General features: G+C 26.6%; 16 protein-coding genes. 10 read left to right on the plus strand and 6 right to left on the minus strand.

The window, feature by feature from the left end:
- Position 1 precedes the first annotated feature (1 nt).
- Together dhaL and dhaK are read right to left on the minus strand one after the other, a co-directional pair.
- Positions 2 to 610, minus strand: a complete 609-nt coding sequence (gene dhaL, locus QZ286_RS04380) for a dihydroxyacetone kinase subunit DhaL (protein WP_291255756.1) — start codon at positions 608 to 610, stop codon at positions 2 to 4.
- Between the two features lie 11 nt (positions 611 to 621).
- The gene (dhaK, locus tag QZ286_RS04385) at positions 622 to 1,614 is read right to left on the minus strand and encodes a dihydroxyacetone kinase subunit DhaK (protein ID WP_291255757.1); all 993 of its coding nucleotides are present in this window, start codon (positions 1,612 to 1,614) and stop codon (positions 622 to 624) included.
- 281 nt (positions 1,615 to 1,895) lie between these two features.
- On the opposite strand from dhaK, the gene QZ286_RS04390 reads away from it, so the two are divergent.
- Both QZ286_RS04390 and QZ286_RS04395 read left to right on the plus strand, forming a co-directional pair.
- Positions 1,896 to 3,398 carry a DUF1846 domain-containing protein gene (locus tag QZ286_RS04390; protein WP_291255758.1) on the plus strand — a complete coding sequence of 501 codons (1,503 nt, stop codon included), beginning with the start codon at positions 1,896 to 1,898 and terminating at the stop codon, positions 3,396 to 3,398.
- A gap of 104 nt (positions 3,399 to 3,502) precedes the next feature.
- Positions 3,503 to 4,540, plus strand: a complete 1,038-nt coding sequence (locus QZ286_RS04395) for a glycosyltransferase family 9 protein (protein ID WP_291255759.1) — start codon at positions 3,503 to 3,505, stop codon at positions 4,538 to 4,540.
- A gap of 75 nt (positions 4,541 to 4,615) precedes the next feature.
- Here QZ286_RS04395 and murI read toward each other — a convergent pair whose 3' ends face one another.
- From murI to QZ286_RS04415, 4 genes are all read right to left on the minus strand, one after another.
- The gene (murI, locus tag QZ286_RS04400) at positions 4,616 to 5,407 is read right to left on the minus strand and encodes a glutamate racemase (protein ID WP_291255760.1); all 792 of its coding nucleotides are present in this window, start codon (positions 5,405 to 5,407) and stop codon (positions 4,616 to 4,618) included.
- Between the two features lie 24 nt (positions 5,408 to 5,431).
- Positions 5,432 to 6,619: a sodium/glutamate symporter gene (gene gltS, locus QZ286_RS04405; RefSeq protein ID WP_291255761.1), complete on the minus strand. Its 1,188-nt coding sequence runs from the start codon at positions 6,617 to 6,619 to the stop codon at positions 5,432 to 5,434.
- A 303-nt stretch (positions 6,620 to 6,922) separates the two neighbouring features.
- Positions 6,923 to 7,801 carry a YegS/Rv2252/BmrU family lipid kinase gene (locus QZ286_RS04410; protein ID WP_291255762.1) on the minus strand — a complete coding sequence of 293 codons (879 nt, stop codon included), beginning with the start codon at positions 7,799 to 7,801 and terminating at the stop codon, positions 6,923 to 6,925.
- 8 nt (positions 7,802 to 7,809) lie between these two features.
- On the minus strand, positions 7,810 to 8,325 hold the full coding sequence (locus tag QZ286_RS04415; protein WP_291255763.1) for an Mn2+dependent serine/threonine protein kinase: 516 nt from the start codon (positions 8,323 to 8,325) through the stop codon (positions 7,810 to 7,812).
- 143 nt (positions 8,326 to 8,468) lie between these two features.
- Between QZ286_RS04415 and QZ286_RS04420 the strand changes: the two genes are divergently transcribed.
- Genes QZ286_RS04420 through QZ286_RS04455 form a run of 8 tightly spaced genes read left to right on the plus strand, consistent with a single transcriptional unit; the run spans position 8,469 to position 16,958 of the window.
- Positions 8,469 to 9,602 (plus strand): glycosyltransferase, encoded by a 1,134-nt coding sequence (locus QZ286_RS04420; RefSeq protein WP_291255764.1) that lies wholly within the window; start codon positions 8,469 to 8,471, stop codon positions 9,600 to 9,602.
- Positions 9,599 to 10,597, plus strand: a complete 999-nt coding sequence (locus QZ286_RS04425; protein ID WP_291255765.1) for a polysaccharide deacetylase family protein — start codon at positions 9,599 to 9,601, stop codon at positions 10,595 to 10,597. Before QZ286_RS04420 ends, QZ286_RS04425 begins: the two co-directional genes overlap by 4 nt.
- Positions 10,594 to 11,700 (plus strand): glycosyltransferase family 9 protein, encoded by a 1,107-nt coding sequence (locus tag QZ286_RS04430; protein WP_291255766.1) that lies wholly within the window; start codon positions 10,594 to 10,596, stop codon positions 11,698 to 11,700. Before QZ286_RS04425 ends, QZ286_RS04430 begins: the two co-directional genes overlap by 4 nt.
- A 9-nt stretch (positions 11,701 to 11,709) precedes the next feature.
- Entirely contained in the window at positions 11,710 to 12,741 is a 1,032-nt protein-coding gene (locus tag QZ286_RS04435) for a glycosyltransferase family 9 protein (protein WP_291255767.1), read from the plus strand.
- 1 nt (position 12,742) lies between these two features.
- On the plus strand, positions 12,743 to 13,798 hold the full coding sequence (locus QZ286_RS04440) for a hypothetical protein (RefSeq protein WP_291255768.1): 1,056 nt from the start codon (positions 12,743 to 12,745) through the stop codon (positions 13,796 to 13,798).
- Entirely contained in the window at positions 13,795 to 14,982 is a 1,188-nt protein-coding gene (locus tag QZ286_RS04445; protein WP_291255769.1) for a glycosyltransferase, read from the plus strand. Before QZ286_RS04440 ends, QZ286_RS04445 begins: the two co-directional genes overlap by 4 nt.
- 12 nt (positions 14,983 to 14,994) lie before the next feature.
- On the plus strand, positions 14,995 to 15,750 hold the full coding sequence (locus QZ286_RS04450) for a lipopolysaccharide core heptose(II) kinase RfaY (RefSeq protein WP_291255770.1): 756 nt from the start codon (positions 14,995 to 14,997) through the stop codon (positions 15,748 to 15,750).
- A complete protein-coding gene (locus tag QZ286_RS04455; protein ID WP_291255771.1) occupies positions 15,747 to 16,958 on the plus strand; it encodes an O-antigen ligase in 1,212 nt (403 codons plus the stop codon). The genes QZ286_RS04450 and QZ286_RS04455 overlap by 4 nt, the downstream gene beginning before the upstream one ends.

Consider the following 16,958-nt stretch of genomic DNA (forward strand, 5'->3'; position numbering starts at 1 on the left):
CCTAAAGTGACTCTGCAATAGTTTTTATAATAAGATATGAAGATGTAGCTCCAGCATCAATATGTCCAATACTTCTCTCTCCTAAATAAGTAGCTCTTCCTTTAGTGGCTAACATATCTTTTGTAGATTCCATACCAGCTTTGGCAGATTTTTCTGCAACTTCAAAAGCAACTTTTAGATCTTTACCAGATTCAATCTCACTCTTAAAAGCTTCATAAGCAGGTATTAAAGTATCTAGCATAGTTTTTTCACCCTTTGTAGATTTACCACGACTCTCTATCCCTAAGATCATATCGTTCCAAGCGTTGACAACATCTTCAGGAAGTACCTCGTCTTTTCCTTTCAAAGCAGCAGCTCCCTTCATAAGAGCAGTAGCATATAGGGCACCAGATGCTCCACCTACATTGGACATCAATAGCATTGCACACTTGTTAAGGACTTCAAAAGGTTTTAGTCCTTCCATTTTTGGAATCTCCTCTTTAACTTTTTCAGCTCCTCTAGATAGATTTACTCCATGGTCACCATCACCTATAACTCTATCTAATTCAGTTAAGTTATCTCTATTTTCAATAATAATTTCACAAACTTTATTTAAAATATCTAGTCTCATATAATCAGCTCCTAAACTCTTTTGAATGCTGGTGTATCAGCTTTTGCCATAAGAAGTTCTTTTATCTCATCATCTAATTTTAGAATTGTGATAGAGAATCCACCCATATCTAGAGAAGTCATATAGTTACCAACAATTGTATCAGCTACTCTTATATTTTTTTCTTTTAAAACATCAGCAACTCTATTATTGATAATGAATAACTCCATTAGAGTAGTTTCTCCAAGTCCATTTACCAAAACAGCAACCTCTTCACCATTTAATTTAGATTCAGTTAATATTTTTTCCAATAGATAATCAACATGAGTATTAGCATCTTGGAATTTTTCTCTGTGTGTTCCGGGTTCACCATGTATTCCTAATCCAATTTCAACTTCATCTTCAGCAAGTTCAAAACTTAATTTACCAGTAGTTGGAACAAAGCAAGGTTTCAAAGACATACCCATAGTTTTTATATTGTTTATAACTTTATTTCCCAATACTTCTAGCTCATCAAGAGAGTATCCTTTTTCAGCTGCAGCACCTACTATTTTATGAACTAAAACAGTTCCAGCTATTCCTCTTCTACCAACTGTATAAGTACTATTTTCAACTGCAATATCATCATTAACTATGATTCTCTTAACAGGAATATCCTCCATACCTGCCATTTCAGCAGCCATTTCAAAGTTCATAACGTCACCACTGTAGTTTTTAATTATTAATAGTACTCCAGCACCACAATTTACAGCTTTGATAGCTTCATAGACTTTATCAGCACTAGGAGATGTAAATACTTCACCAGCTACAGCACCATCTAGCATACCATATCCAACAAAACCAGCATGAGAAGGCTCGTGACCACTTCCACCACCACTGATCAAAGCAACCTTATTATTTTTTTTCTCTTTTCTGACAATGATAGGCATATCATTAACTGTTTCAAGAGAGTTAGGATAAGCTTTTACCATTCCAGCTACCATTTCGTTTACTATGTTTTCAGGTTTGTTAATCATTTTTTTCATAAAATAACCTCCAAAAAATTTTTATAAAAAAAGACTCAAAAAAATCTCCTTAAGAGATTTAATCTAAGCCTTTCTCCAAAATCACCCCAGCATATTCCTTTATCTCATTGTAAGATATTTAAGTATATTTGTCAAATAAAAATAATAAATGAGTTATATGTATACATATAAAAATAAAGAAATAAATTCCAAAATAAAAAGGGAGTAAAAAAAGTAGAAATAATTTAAAATCTATGGTACAATATAAAGTCGAATAAATTTTAAAAAAAGGAGAAGCGAGAATGAAAATAGGATTTGATCACAATAAATACCTTGAAGAACAATCAAAGTATATTTTAGAGAGAGTTAATAATTATGATAAGCTTTACCTTGAATTTGGTGGAAAACTTATGTTTGATTTACATGCTAAAAGAGTTTTACCTGGATTTGATGAAAATGCTAAAATAAAAGTATTACATAAGTTAAAAGATAAACTTGAAGTAGTAATCTGTGTATATGCTGGAGACATAGAGAGAAATAAGATAAGAGGAGATTTTGGAATCACTTATGATATGGAAGTTTTTAGACTTATAGATGATCTAAGAGAGCATGAACTTCAAGTAAATAGTGTTGTTATAACAAGATATAATGATCAGCCTGCAACTACTTTATTTATTAACAAATTAGAGCGTAGAGGAATAAAAGTATATAAACATAGAGCAACTAAGGGGTATCCAACAGATGTTGATACAATTGTTAGTGATGAAGGATATGGACAAAATCCATATATTGAAACAACTAAGCCAATAGTAGTTGTTACAGCTCCAGGACCTGGAAGTGGAAAATTAGCAACTTGTTTAAGTCAATTATACCATGACTACAGAAGAGGAAATGCAGCAGGATATTCAAAATTTGAGACATTCCCTGTATGGAATGTACCGTTGAAACACCCGTTAAATATAGCTTATGAAGCAGCAACTGTAGATTTACAAGATGTAAATATGATAGATCCTTTCCATTTAGAAGCTTATGGAGAGACAGCTGTAAACTATAACCGTGATGTAGAAGCTTTTCCACTATTAAAAAGAATTATAGAAAAGATAACAGGAAAGGAATCAATCTATAAATCTCCAACAGATATGGGAGTTAATAGAGTTGGATTTGGAATAATTGATGATGAGGTTGTTAAAGAGGCATCTAAACAAGAGATAATCAGAAGATATTTCAAAACTGGTTGTGAATATAAAAAAGGTTATGTAGATTATGATACATTCAAAAGAACACGTACAATAATGGATGCTCTAAATTTAAAAGAAGAGGATAGAAAAGTTGTAGAAGTAGCTAGAAAGAAATTAGAAGATATTAGATCTAAGCAAACAGAGCCTGCTTCAGCAATAGCTTTTGAATTACCAGATGGTCAGATGATAACAGGAAAGGCATCTCCACTAATGGATGCGCCATCAGCAGCTATCTTAAATGCTGTAAAATATTTTGCTGGAATAAATGATGAGATATTATTAATATCACCAGTAGTATTAGAACCAATTTTAAATTTAAAAGATAAAACTCTTCAAAGCAAGAATATAACTTTAAACTGTGAAGAGATTCTAATGGCATTGAGTATCTGTGCAGCAACAAATCCAATGGCACAAGTAGCTGTGGACAAATTGAGTATGCTAAAAGGAACACAGGCACACTGCACAAATATCGTGGGAAAAAATAATGAGCAAACTTTAAGAAAGCTAGGTATTGATCTGACTTGTGATCAAGTATTCCCTACAGAAAATCTATACTATAATGACTAAAAATGTTGGAAATATGAGGAAATTTATCCTCTATTTCCTTTTTTTATGGTTAAAAGTAGAAAAAAATGCTATAATTTGAATAGAAATCAATTGGAGGTAGAATTTTGAAAATACTAGTAATCAGATTTAAACAGATTGGGGATTCTGTCTTAGCAGCACCTATTTGTAATACTTTAAAGAATACATTTCCAGATGCTCAAATTGATTATGTTATCTATGAGCATATAGGACCACTTTTTAAAAATCATAAATATATAGATAATGTAATAACAATTACAAAGGATGAACAGAAAAATATATTTAAATATATAAAAAAAGTATGGCAAGTAACAAGAAATAATTATGATATAATTATTGATATTATGTCTACACCTAAAAGTGAGCTATTTACACTTCTATCACCTAAGTGTAAGTATAAGATAGGAAGATATAAAAAAAATAGAGGTTATACATATACTCATAAGATATTAGAACCAGTAGGAGCAAAGAACAAGATTGATAAGTTTTTAAAAATGTTAAAGCCTCTGGAAAAAGAGTATGATATAAAATATACTGAAGATTTTTCTATTGAAGTTACAGATCAAGAGAAGGAGTATATGCAAAAGAAAATGATAGATGCAGGGATTGATTTTCAAAAACCTGTGTTAGCATTTGCTATAAATGCAAGAGTTCCTTCAAAAGTCTTCAATATAGAGAAGATGTTAGAGGTTACAAAGGAGATAATCAAAGAGTTTGAACCTCAGATAATATTCTACTACTCTCCAGCTGAGAAGGAGTTTGCACTAGAAGCTCATAAAAAATTGGGAAATGATAAGCATATTTTTACAAATATAGAAACAAAAAGTATTAGAGAGTTAGCAATGTTACTAAAAAATTGTGATATGTTCTTTGGAAATGAAGGTGGACCAAGACATATAGCACATGCAGTAGGAATACCTACATTAGTAGTTTGTAGACCAAATCTAGATGTAAAAGAATGGTTGATAGCTGGAGATAAAAACGAGCATATAGGACCGTTAGATATAGACCCTAATGCTTATTCATTAGAGGCAAGTGAACAGGAAAAGATAATGACTGTTGATTTAATTGTAGATAAATTTAGAAAGTTCTACAATAAGAATGTAAAAAATAGTAGAATCTGAGAAAAAATTAAGATTTATATAAAATAAAAAGAGTGTTACAAATTTTTGTTGTAGCACTCTTTTCAATTGGTAAATCTATTTTTCAACAGAGTAGATGTTTTTAATGGAGAAACCTAAAAATTTTTCAGCTATATTTCTAAAAGAATCTATATTTCCAGAGATAAAGAAATCTAGAGAACCTTTTTTTCCAGAGGAGTTAAGTAGCTCTTTTTTCTTTAAAAGCTCTTTTAAATCCATAGCTGTTTCCTTTGCTGGATCAATGATTGTTCCAGAGAAAAATTTTCTAATATCATTTTCAATGATAGGATAGTGTGTACAGCCCAAAATTAAAGTATCTGCAGATTTAGATAGTTTAGAGAGATGTTTTTTTAAAACCTCTTCACGATTAGGGTATAGCTCCCAACCATTTTCAATCATTGGACATAATTCAGGACAGCCCTCTTGGAATATAGAGAGACTACTTGAAAATTTATCTAACTCTTTGATATAACAATGAGATGATACAGTGAAAGGAGTGGCTAGAACATTAATTTTTTTGTTCTTTGTAACCTTTACAGCCCCCTTAGCACCTGGAGTTATAACTCCAATAATAGGGATAGAATACTCCTCGGTAAGTTTATCCAAAGCAGCAGCAGTGGCTGTATTACAAGCTATTACTACAGCTTTACATCTATTCTTAACAAAGAAATCCAATATTTTAGAACAGAGGTTTTGTATCTCTTCAATCGATTTTTCTCCATAGGGAGCATTACCACTATCACCATAATATATAATGTTCTCTTGGGGAAGGAGTAGAAGTATCTCTTTTAAAATCGTAGTTCCACCAACTCCAGAATCGAAAACACCAATACTTAAATTTTGAAACATTTTGATGCCCCCCTTAAATGTAGTTTATTTAAAAATATTCATAAAAAATGTAATTATTGTTGCATTTGTAAAATCTATAAATAGAGCTCCTACTAATGGAAGTACGAAGAAAGCTTTAGCAGAAAATCCATTTATAGCAGTAAAAGTTTCCATATTAGCCATAGCATTAGGAGTAGCTCCAAGACCAAAACCACAGTGTCCAGTTGCAATAACAGCAGCATCGTAATCTTTTCCCATCATTCTAAAAGTGATGAAATATGCATAAAAAGCCATAATTATTGTCTGTATAGTTAAAATAACTAGTAGTGGAATTCCTAAAGATACTAATTCCCATAACTTCATTGACATCAATGCCATTGCTAAAAACAGAGATAGAGAGACATTCCCTATTATAGCCATCTCACTCATAGGGAGTTTTTTCTTTTTAAAATCAGCTATATTTCTGATAATTGCAGCAATGATCATAGGACCAATATATGGTGGAAGAATAAGTCCATATTTTGCAACTAAAACAGGAATAAAGGAACCTATACCCATAGAGACAGAGATAATAACAATAGAATCAAATAGAACACTTTCAGAGATACATCTAATACTATCATCAATGAAAGAGTTATGTTTTTCTACAACATCTTTAGGTTTAAGATTGTATTTTTGTAGAAGTCTTTTAGCAACAGGACCTCCAATTAAACAACCAGCTACTAGACCAAAGGTAGCAGAAGCAATAGCAACTGAAAAAGCACCCTCTGCACCAGCTTTTTCAAGTATAGGACCAAAAGCTCCAGAAGTTCCATGTCCACCTGTTAAGGGAACTGAACCAGCAGCAAGTCCAATATATGGATGTAATCCAAAAAATTTAGCTAAAAATACTCCAACTAGATCTTGAATAACAACAAGTATTGTTGCTGAGATTAAAAAAAGGACAACCCCTATACCACCCTTTTTCAAGAGTTCAAAGCTAGCTGAAAATCCAATAGTTGTAAAAAATACTATCATTAAAAAATCTTTTAATGTTCCATCAAAAGAGAAACTAAAAAGATTAAAATTATGCCCAATTAACATAAAGATTGAAAAGATAGTTCCTCCAATAACAGGAGCTGGAATAAAGAATTTTTCAAGAAGAGCAACTCTCTTTTTAATCTCCTTACCTATAAGTAGCAATATTACAGCTATTGCCAATGTTTCAGTCATATTAAATGTATATTCAAACATAAAAAACCTCCTAAGAATAAAAAATCTCTTAAGAAGAATATAACTCATTATGAGTTAAAAAGTCAATAATTTACTATATATATTATTTTTATGAAATAAATAAAAATAATATATAATTAGAAAGGAAAATTACAATTTTGAATAAAATATAGAAAAAATTAATCATTTGAACTGTTTGAAAAGAGAAAAAAATATAAAGAGTGTTTTAAAATAGTTTTTTTCCTCATAGTATAACTAATTCAATCAATGGTTCATATATAAAAAATATAATTTTCTAAAAAAATATTAAACTGTTAAATGATATTAGAATATAAGTTTTAATCCTCTCTCTACACAAGTGATATGAATAGGAGATATAGGTCCAGTTTCTCCATCAATATCAGACTTTATAGTGGGATCAGAGTATTCAACTGTAAAGTTATTACTTTTAAAGTGAATAATATCCTTAGGTTTTTCAAGATGCTCTGATCTAAAAAATTCAAAGAATGAAAGAAGAGCTAGACGAAGATTCTCTCCTTTTAAGATTATGACATCTAAAAGTCCATCATTTATCTCACTTTTATATGATATATTTATATTTCCAGCAGTTTTTCCATTAAAAGTAAAGAAAATTAAGGCATTACCCTCATAGAAAAAGTCATCAGCTACCACTTTAATATTAAGCTTTCTTAGTGAAGGTAACTCCTTAATACCATTTAAGTAGTAAGCTAATTTTCCTAAAATATTTTTTAAATGAGTGGGAGTTTTTTGAGAAACATCTGTAAATACTCCAAAACTAAAGACATTTATAAAATACTTGTCATTTGCTTTTCCTAAATCAATCTCGTGTATATTTCCAGCTAGTATTTTATCACAAGCCTCCCCAATATTAGAAGGCATTTCTATAAATTTAGCAAAATCATTGGCAGTTCCAACAGGTAGAATAGCTAACGGAATATCCAGTTGCTTTGCTTTCATAAGATTGATAATTTGGTTAATTGTACCATCTCCACCAGCTCCTAGAATATGGTGATAACTATTATCTAGATCTAAAAATGCATCTGCTAAATTTTGTTCCTCAGAGATTCTGAAGGGAATAATAGTATACCCTTTTGCTTGATATTTTTCAATAATTGTATCTAAGTTTTTTGTAACAATTCCCTCACCTGAGAATGGATTGTATATAAATTTTACTTTTTTCATAAAGCACCTCAATTAATGTTTAGATTTTTTTTAATCTCTTCGATTACCCAATCATCAACTTTTCCTTTCATTCTTCTAATTGCTTCATTAGTATTTCTTTTAAAAAATCTTACTTTACGATAATCTTCTAAGTCAAGAGCATAAATACTATTATTTATCACAAAAAAATTATCATAAGAGAGATCTCCACAATATATATTATTTTTAAAAAGAGTAGAAACTATTATAATAAAATTATATAGAATATCTTTATCTTTATGCTGTTGCAAATATTTATCTAAAGGAATGCCATTTAATTTCTTAGTGGTGACAGAGTAATGTGAGTAATTTAAGATCTGAACTGTAGAAATATTTAATTTTTGTAATTCTAAACTAATGAAATAAAAATTATTTCCTGGATATTTTCTAAGTCTAAAAAAATACTTGAGTCTGTTAATAAATTTAGGCTTAAAATTTTTAATAAATGTTTCATTATTTTCATCAAAATAAACAATAGATCTTTTCTGTTCACTAATAATCTTCATATAAACTCCCCACTATAAAATATATCTAAATTATAGCATAAAAATGCAAAATTAATATCAAATTTAGTAAATCTAAGTGAAAAATAATTAAAAATTTGGTATAATTTAAAGATAAAGGAAATATTAGTATTAGGGAGTTATTGATGAAAAAAAAATTGATTGTTCACAATGGAAATATTTCAATCGGTGGTCAGGAAAAAATGTTGATAGAATTCTTGAAATTATTGGATCCTCAAAAGTATGAGGTATTATTATTGATAGAGGAAAATAATGGAAAGAGAAATGATTATATTAATGAGATTCCTAAGTGGGTGGAGTATAAATTTTTAACAACTGAAAAATTCATGAGTTGGATTGAAAAAAATAAAAAGAGTAAGAATCCATTAAGAAAGGTATTATACTCATTTTTATTAAAAATAAAGAAAAAAATATCAGCAAAGGAATTTGAAAAATATTTGAATTTTTCAGATATAATTATAGATTATGATATGGGATTAATGAGAAATTTACATAAAATAAATTTAAGGAATAAAAAATTAATTGGGTGGAGTCATGCTGGAGATGGAAGTTTACCTAAAAATAAGAATAAAAGAAAAAATGTAGAGAGATATGACTACATAGTAACTATAAATGAAGTGATGAAAAATGGATATGAAAAAAATACTATTCATCCTCAAATATTAAAGATATATAATTTTATGGATTTTGATTTGATTTTGGAAAAAAGTAAAGAACCTGTTGAAGAAAATTTAGGTGAATATATAATTTCTGTTGGTTCACTAACTGAAAATAAAAATCAAGCATTGTTGATAAAAAGTTTCTCAAGATTGAAAAAAGAAAAGAATATACTTGAAAAATTGGTAATTATTGGTGAAGGAAAAGAGAGAGAAAAATTACAAATGTTGATAAAAAATTTGAATATAGAGAATGAAGTTTTTTTATTGGGACAAAAATTAAACCCATATAAATATATAGCTAATTCAAAATTATTCGTTTTAACTTCAAAAAATGAAGGAATGCCATTAACTTTATTAGAGTCTTTAAGCTTGGATAAAATGATAATTGCAATTAAAAATAATGGAACTTTTGAAATTTTGCAAAATAAATTTGGAAAGATTTTAGAAGAAAATGAAGAAAAATTAGCAGATTTAATCTATTTTTATTTAAAAAATGATGAAGAAAGAATTAGAATTGAAAGTTTAAATAAAGAAAGAATAGGAGATTTTGGTAGGGAAAAGATAAAGAAAGAAGTAGAGGAGTTTATTGATAGAATATGAAAATTTATGTAGTAGGAGAGAGAAATATAGAGCTTGAAAAATTAAATAAGCAAAGAAATGAAATAATCTATATTACTTTATTAGAAGGAATATTAAGATCTTTTTGTGGTAAAGGAAGGATAATATATTCGAAAGAAAAAAATGGAATTTTAGAATTTTGTCAAAAATTATTAAAAATACCTTATCTTTTTGGAGAAATTTCAAATATTTTAGAGTTTGAAAACCATTACTCTAGAATAAAAAAATATGAGATTCCAGTATTGATGTATCATCAATTTGTAGAAAATAAGAAAGATGGTGGAAAAATAAAGCTTTTTGTTACTAAAAAACAATTTGAATTACATTTAAAAATATTAAAGTTTTTTAGATATGAAACAATAACTTTTGAAGATTTAGATAGAATAGGATTACAAAATAGATTTTATAAAAAATATATAATTTTAACAGTAGATGATGGATATAAAGATAACTATGAAATACTGTATCCATTGTTAAAAAAATATAAAATGAAAGCTGTTATATTTTTAGTTTCTGGATTAAATTATAACAAATGGACTATTGAAAGTAGTAATGAAAAGAGATTTGATTTGATGAATGACAAGGAAGTTCTTGAATTACAAGAGAGTGGAACAGTAGAGTTTGGTGGACATACATTAACACACTTAAGTTTTTTAGATGCTGAAGAAGAAAAAGCTAAATATGAAATTGAAGAGGATAAAAAAATAACTGAAAATAGATTAAATAAAATATTAAAAGTATTTGCATATCCTTATGGACATAGAAAAGAAGAGACAAAAGATATGGTAAAAGAAAGTGGATATCTATTTGCTGTTTCTACTGATACAGGAAGCGGAATTATTACTGAGGATTTATTTGATATAAGAAGAACGGCTATTGATAAAACATCACTATTTGATTTTATAAGAAAAATTTCACCAGGATATTTACAATACAAAGCTAAAAAGTATAAAAATAAAAAGAGGAATAATATATGATAAGAAAAATAAATAGAATATTTCAAAACTATATGAGAGAAAAAAGATTAAAAATTGGAAAATGGTTGTGGGATAAAAAAAAGAATAAAGAACAGATAAAAGAAGGAAGCTTCATTGAAAATAATAGTATAAAGTCTATACTTTTTTTAAGGTATGATGGAAAAATTGGTGATATGGTTATAAATACTCTGATGTTTAGAGAGATAAAAAAGAGATATCCTGATATCAAAATAGGAGTAGTGGCAAGGGAGGGAAATGCTCAGATAATAAAGAATAATCCAAATGTAGATAAAATTTATATCTATAAGAAAAATAGAAAAGAGATTTTAGAACTTTCAAAAGAGATAGCAGTTGAGAAATATGATTTGTTGATAGATTTTTCAGAGATGTTAAGAGTAAATCAGATGATGTTGATTAATAGATGTTGTGCTAGATTTAATATGGGATTGAATAGAGAAAATTGGGAATTATTCGATATAAGTTATAATTTTCCAATAGGTAGTTTTCATATAACAAAATTATATGAAAAAGTATTAAATACATTAGGAATAAAAAATGCAAATTTGGAGTATGATCTGTATTTTAATAAAAATGATAAAATAAAAGTAGATAAGTTGCTAGAGGACTTGAAAAATAAAGAAATATTTGTATTGAATCCATTTGCTGCAAGTAAGCATAGAGAGATTAATAGAGAAAATATAAAAAAAATAATAGAATCAATTTTGGAAAAAGAGAATAGGATTATATTTATAATTGGAGAAAAAAGTAAAAAAAATGAAGTTTTAGAGATAGTTAAACTTTATCCAAAAAAAGTTTGTTATCCTGAGTTAGATAATATTATAGAGACAGCTTATTTAATAAGCAAATCTGATTGTGTAATAACTCCAGATACTTCAATAGTACACATTGCAGCAGCCTTTAAAAAGAAATTGATTGCCATATATAGAGTAGATAACTCTGATGAAAATAATGTGAATAAAGAGTTGTGGGCACCTAATTACAAGGATGCTACACAAGTTTTCTCTTTAGATTTAGAGGTAAAAAAAGGTGAAGAACCTGATATAAATAAATTTGATATAGAAGAAATAAAAAAAGTATTATAGGGGTTTGGTATGGGAAAGATAAGAATTTTAAAAACTTCATATTTAAAAAGAAAAATTAAAGAATATCTAATAAAACTAAGTTTAGTAGATTATAAATTTCTAAGAGAAAAGAAGGAAAGTAAAAATTTATTGATTATAACATTGGATGCATTAGGGGATAATATAGTTAAAAGTAAAACTATAGAAATATTAACTAATGAATTTGGGAAAGAAAATACTTATATATTATGTAAAAGCAAGTGGAAATCCATTTATGAGTTACAAGATTATAAAAATATTTTTGTAGATGAAACTAAATGGAGTGTTTTTTATAAAATAAAACAATATAGAAAACTAAATAGAATAGGTTTTAATACAGTAGCTATTATGAATCATTCATATATTCCAGAAGAAGCTGATTATATTTTATCAGGGGAAAAATATGATATGTCAGAAAATGTTGATTATATTTTAGATAAACATATAATCATTTTAAAAAAAATACTGGGAAAAGAATTTAATTTAGATGATGTAAAACCAGATATGGGAAAATATTTTCTTGAAAGAAAATATAAAAATATAATCAGCATAGCCATAGGAACTGCAGATTATATAAAAACTCCAACATACTTAAACCTAAAAAAGTATATTCAAGAATTATTAAAGTATAAAAAAGAAATTTATGTATTAGGAAGTGGAGAGAAACAAAAGAAAATAGCAGAAAAATTAAAAGAAGAGATAAAATCTGATTTAATAATAGATTGTATAGATACATTGACTTTAAAAGAAGTGATCCAAGTAATTAAAGATTCAGAACTATTTATAGGTGGAGATTCTGGATTATATAATATTGCTTTTTCTTTAGGGGTAAATACAATATGTTTACATTGGAGTAAAGAAAAAACACCATGGGAACATAAAGAAGAAAATATAAAAATATTGAAAGGAAAAGGTGGTAGAGAGTTTATTGATAAAAAATATGGTACAGATATTTTAAATAGTATAACTTTTGAACAAATTCAAGATTCAATAGAGAAATTAAATATATTAATGGAGAAATAAGATGATATTAAAAAAAGCTTATATTAGAGATTTAGTAAATAGTTCAGTAATAAATTTTATTTTTAAATTTTGTAATTTTAAAAATGATGGAAAAATAATAGTTAAATCTATGGATGGAATAGGAGATATTTTAGTAAGAAGTAAATTAGCAGATAAGATAATTGAAAAATATGGACATGAGAATGTGTATTTTTTGATGAAAGATCATTATAAAAATTTAGGTATAATGTTGGGATATAATGTAATAGGAATTCCAAGAAAATCAGAAAAAAATTTTTTTAAAAGATTGAAGTTAATGTATAAAATTAATAAAGACTATAAACCGAAAAAATATATAAATATTGAATTTGGTAATGATAGTATTATTGCTAATATTTTTGCTAAAGAAAAAATTGGAGTAGAAGACACTAATAAAATGGCAAAAGTATATAATAAATATTATACAAAAACATTTAATTTTTCAAAAAATAATAAGATTTTACAAAATATTAAAGAAATATCAGAAAATATCTTTGAAGAAAGAATCGAAATAGAGGAGATAATCCCAAATTTAAGTAGTAAATTTACTAAGAAAGAAAATGGAATTGTAGTTGCAGTTGGATCAACAGCTAGAGATAGAGTATGTAGCCCTAAAAGAATGAAAAATTATTTGTTAGAAGCAATAAAATATTTTCCTGAAGAAGAGATTATCTTGATTGGTAATGGAGAGTTACAAAAAAAATATGCGGAAGAATTAGTAAATGACTTACCACAGTTAAAAATAAAAAATATGGTAGATAAAACAACATTGGAGGAAGCGTTTAATATTGTTGCTAATTCTAAATTGTTCATAGGGTTTGAGTCTGGATTATATAATTTTTGTTTTGTTACAAGAAAAAAAGGGATTGCTTTATTTAAAAATTTAGATGTTCCGTTCGCTCATAATGTTTCATGGTTGAAAATAGTAGGACCAAGTGAAGAAAAAATAGATGATTTTTATGATGAAAATTATCCAAATGAAAAAATAAATAATATATCTGTAGAAGATTTTAAAAAAGCGGTAGAGGAATTAGTATGAAAAAAAATATAATAATTAGAAGTGGTAGTTTAAGAATGGGTGGATTAGAAAGAGTTTTAATAGAAGTTCTACAAACTATTGATAAAGAAAAATTTAATATAACTTTGATAATAGATGATGATTGTGGAGAAGATAATATTTTTGAAAAGGATATTCCCCAAAATATAAAGTATTATTTTTTAAAATCACAAAAATTAATAAATAAAACGGAATATTATAAAGAAAAAAGAAAAAATATAGTGTATAAATTAATGTATAACATATATATGAACTTTGAAACTTTTATTATGTGCAAAAATATGAAAAAAATATTAAAAGAAATAGGAAAAGTTGATGTATTGGTAGACTTTGATGCTGGAGCATCAAAGTATATAGATAAATTAGATGTAGGTAAAAAAATAGTCTGGATCCATAATTCAATTCCGAAGTTAAAAAAGAAAAAATCAAAGATAGAGAGATTTGGAAAAAGATTGGAAAAATACGATCAAGTTGTAGCAATCTGTGATGAGATGAAAGAGGAATTACAAAAAATATATCCAAAACTAAAAGGAAGAATAACTAGAATATACAACCCTTTTAATTTTGATAGGATTTTAAAATTGAAAGATAATATTGATGAATTAGATGAAAAAAATAGAGAATTATTAAAAAATGATTACATAATAGCTATTTCTAGATTAGATACAGTTCAAAAAGATTATTTAACTTTGATAAAAGCATTTAAGATTTATAGTGAATATAATAATAGTAAAAAGTTATATATCATAGGGGATGGACCAAGTAAGGTTGAAATAGAAAATTTGATAAAAGAACATCATATGGAAGATAAAATTCTTTTATTAGGAAGATTTAAAAATCCTTATATTTGGCTTAATAATTCAGATTTTTTTATTCATAGTTCAAAATATGAAGGTTTTGGATTGGTATTAGTAGAAGCTGCTTTTTTAAATAAATTAGTTATTTCTTCAAGTTGTCCAGTTGGACCTACAGAAATATTAGAAGATGGTAAAAGTGGAATATTATTTGAAACAGGTAATTATGAAGAATTAGCTAATATTTTGATAAAGTTAGAGAAAAAAGAGTTAATAAAAGAATTATATGTAAATAATATGGAAAAAAGCATATATAGATTTGACAAAAATTATATTATAAAAGATATTGAAACTTTAGTAAATAACATATAAAGGAAATATATTATGAAAATAAAAGAGGTAGAATATAAAGAGTGGAAACTCTACTATTCAGAAAAAGATAGAGTTTCAATGGAAAGAATCGGAAAAAATATAGTGGATAAAAATTTTGAAGTTATTCAAACTTTAAAGGATACTAAAAGAAATTATGTAGCTATAATAAAGATAAATAATATGAAATATATTTTAAAAGAATTACGTTCAGAAATAATTATTCCTCAAAGAAAAATTCAAACGTTAGTAAAAAAAGGTGAAGCACTAACTACATTAATAAATGGATTAGAAGCTATAGATGAAGGTTTAGTAGAATTGGTTAAACCATTGATAGCATTGGTAAAAAGAGGGAAAATGATTGAAAATAGCTTTATTCTTATGGAATACATTGAAGGTAAAATTTTAAAAAATACTAAAGATATTATTGAAGTAATTGAAGTAACTAAAAAATTTCATAATTTAGGAAGATATCATGGGGATCTTAATACTTCTAATTTTTTAAGAACAGAAACTGGTTTGAGAATAGTAGATACTCAAATGAAAAAAGAAAAAAAATTATGGTTCAAAAGATCAAATGATATTTTAATATTAAAAGAAGATTTATTAGTATTAGAATTAAAAGCAGAAATAGATAAGTATTATCCAGAAATAAAGGAGAAACGAGGATATTTATTAGCCAAATTTTTTAGAAAAATAAAAAAGTTAAAATTAGTAGAATGTATTAGAGAGAAAAAAAAGCAATTAAGAAAAAAAGGGTGGAAAGTATGATTAATATAAATAGAGAAAAATATTTAAAATTAGAAGAGATAGTATTATATTTATTTGGAATAAGTTTTTTTACAAATTTTGACATAGCTAAAGGATTATTGTATCTTATGCTACTATTTCTTATGATAGATGTTTTTTATTTTAAAGAAAAATTAGATTGTGGCAATGAAAAATTAAAAAAATTTATATTATTTTTAGTATTGGGTGGAACAATTTGGAATTTTTGTGCAGATTTTAATTATAAAGCTGCAAGAGCTTATTTTAAGATAAATAGATATTTTATTTTAGTATTTTATCTATATTCTTTAGTAAAGTATAAAAAAGAAATTTTAAGAAATTTTTTAATTTCTTTATTAGTAAGTTATGGAATATTATTTATTCAAGGAATTAATTTTTATATAACTCATAGATCATTGAGTTATTATAGATTAGATGTTTTTGAAGGAGTTATGGATGTAGCTCTTTTAGTCCCAGCTGTAGGAGCTTTTTCTATAGGTCAAATTATCGAAAATAAAAATTATAAATATAAAGCTATAAGCACATTAGTATTGTGTGGTACAATATTTTTATTGATGCTAACTCAAACAAGAGCAGCATTGTTAGCGATTATAATTGCTATTATTGGAATGATTGTGATTTCTAAAAACTTAAAGATAATTTTAATAACTATGCTAGGAGGAGTATTAATTTTATTTTGTTTTTTACAAATGCCACAAGCTAGAAGATTTAAAGAAAATACATTTAATGTAAAAGTAACTACTGACAATATGTCAAATGGATTGAGAGTTGAAATGTGGAAAAATGCAATATGGAGATTTAAACAGCGTCCAATTATGGGAAGTGGAACAAAACAAGGATATGATTTATTTGCAGAGTATGTAAAAAATATGCCTGAGGAGACAGAAACACAAAAAATATATAAAGAAACATTTGAAAATGGTTTTGATGATGCACATAGTATGTATTTAAATTTAATGACTGATAGTGGAATATTTAGTTTTGTTCAATTTAGTTTTATTTTATTAATCTTACCATATATATTATTAAAAAATAAAAACTATCAGTATAGATTATCTTTGCTAGGTAGCTTAATAGTATTTGCTACATATGGTTTAGTTTGGCCACTATGGAGACATAGTTGGAATCCTATGTTATTATGGGTGATAGTAGCACTGAGTTGTTTAAATTATAAATTTAGGGGAGAGTAA

The organism is Fusobacterium sp., assembly GCF_019012925.1.
Lineage (GTDB): Bacteria > Fusobacteriota > Fusobacteriia > Fusobacteriales > Fusobacteriaceae > Fusobacterium_A.

Coding starts and splice junctions, on each gene's coding strand:
- dhaL (WP_291255756.1), bottom strand. CDS start 610: ATGAGACTAGATATTTTAAATAAAGTTTGTGAAATTATTATTGAAAAT.
- dhaK (WP_291255757.1), bottom strand. CDS start 1,614: ATGAAAAAAATGATTAACAAACCTGAAAACATAGTAAACGAAATGGTA.
- QZ286_RS04390 (WP_291255758.1), top strand. CDS start 1,896: ATGAAAATAGGATTTGATCACAATAAATACCTTGAAGAACAATCAAAG.
- murI (WP_291255760.1), bottom strand. CDS start 5,407: ATGTTTCAAAATTTAAGTATTGGTGTTTTCGATTCTGGAGTTGGTGGA.
- gltS (WP_291255761.1), bottom strand. CDS start 6,619: ATGTTTGAATATACATTTAATATGACTGAAACATTGGCAATAGCTGTA.
- QZ286_RS04410 (WP_291255762.1), bottom strand. CDS start 7,801: ATGAAAAAAGTAAAATTTATATACAATCCATTCTCAGGTGAGGGAATT.
- QZ286_RS04415 (WP_291255763.1), bottom strand. CDS start 8,325: ATGAAGATTATTAGTGAACAGAAAAGATCTATTGTTTATTTTGATGAA.
- QZ286_RS04420 (WP_291255764.1), top strand. CDS start 8,469: ATGAAAAAAAAATTGATTGTTCACAATGGAAATATTTCAATCGGTGGT.
- QZ286_RS04425 (WP_291255765.1), top strand. CDS start 9,599: ATGAAAATTTATGTAGTAGGAGAGAGAAATATAGAGCTTGAAAAATTA.
- QZ286_RS04430 (WP_291255766.1), top strand. CDS start 10,594: ATGATAAGAAAAATAAATAGAATATTTCAAAACTATATGAGAGAAAAA.
- QZ286_RS04435 (WP_291255767.1), top strand. CDS start 11,710: ATGGGAAAGATAAGAATTTTAAAAACTTCATATTTAAAAAGAAAAATT.
- QZ286_RS04440 (WP_291255768.1), top strand. CDS start 12,743: ATGATATTAAAAAAAGCTTATATTAGAGATTTAGTAAATAGTTCAGTA.
- QZ286_RS04445 (WP_291255769.1), top strand. CDS start 13,795: ATGAAAAAAAATATAATAATTAGAAGTGGTAGTTTAAGAATGGGTGGA.
- QZ286_RS04450 (WP_291255770.1), top strand. CDS start 14,995: ATGAAAATAAAAGAGGTAGAATATAAAGAGTGGAAACTCTACTATTCA.
- QZ286_RS04455 (WP_291255771.1), top strand. CDS start 15,747: ATGATTAATATAAATAGAGAAAAATATTTAAAATTAGAAGAGATAGTA.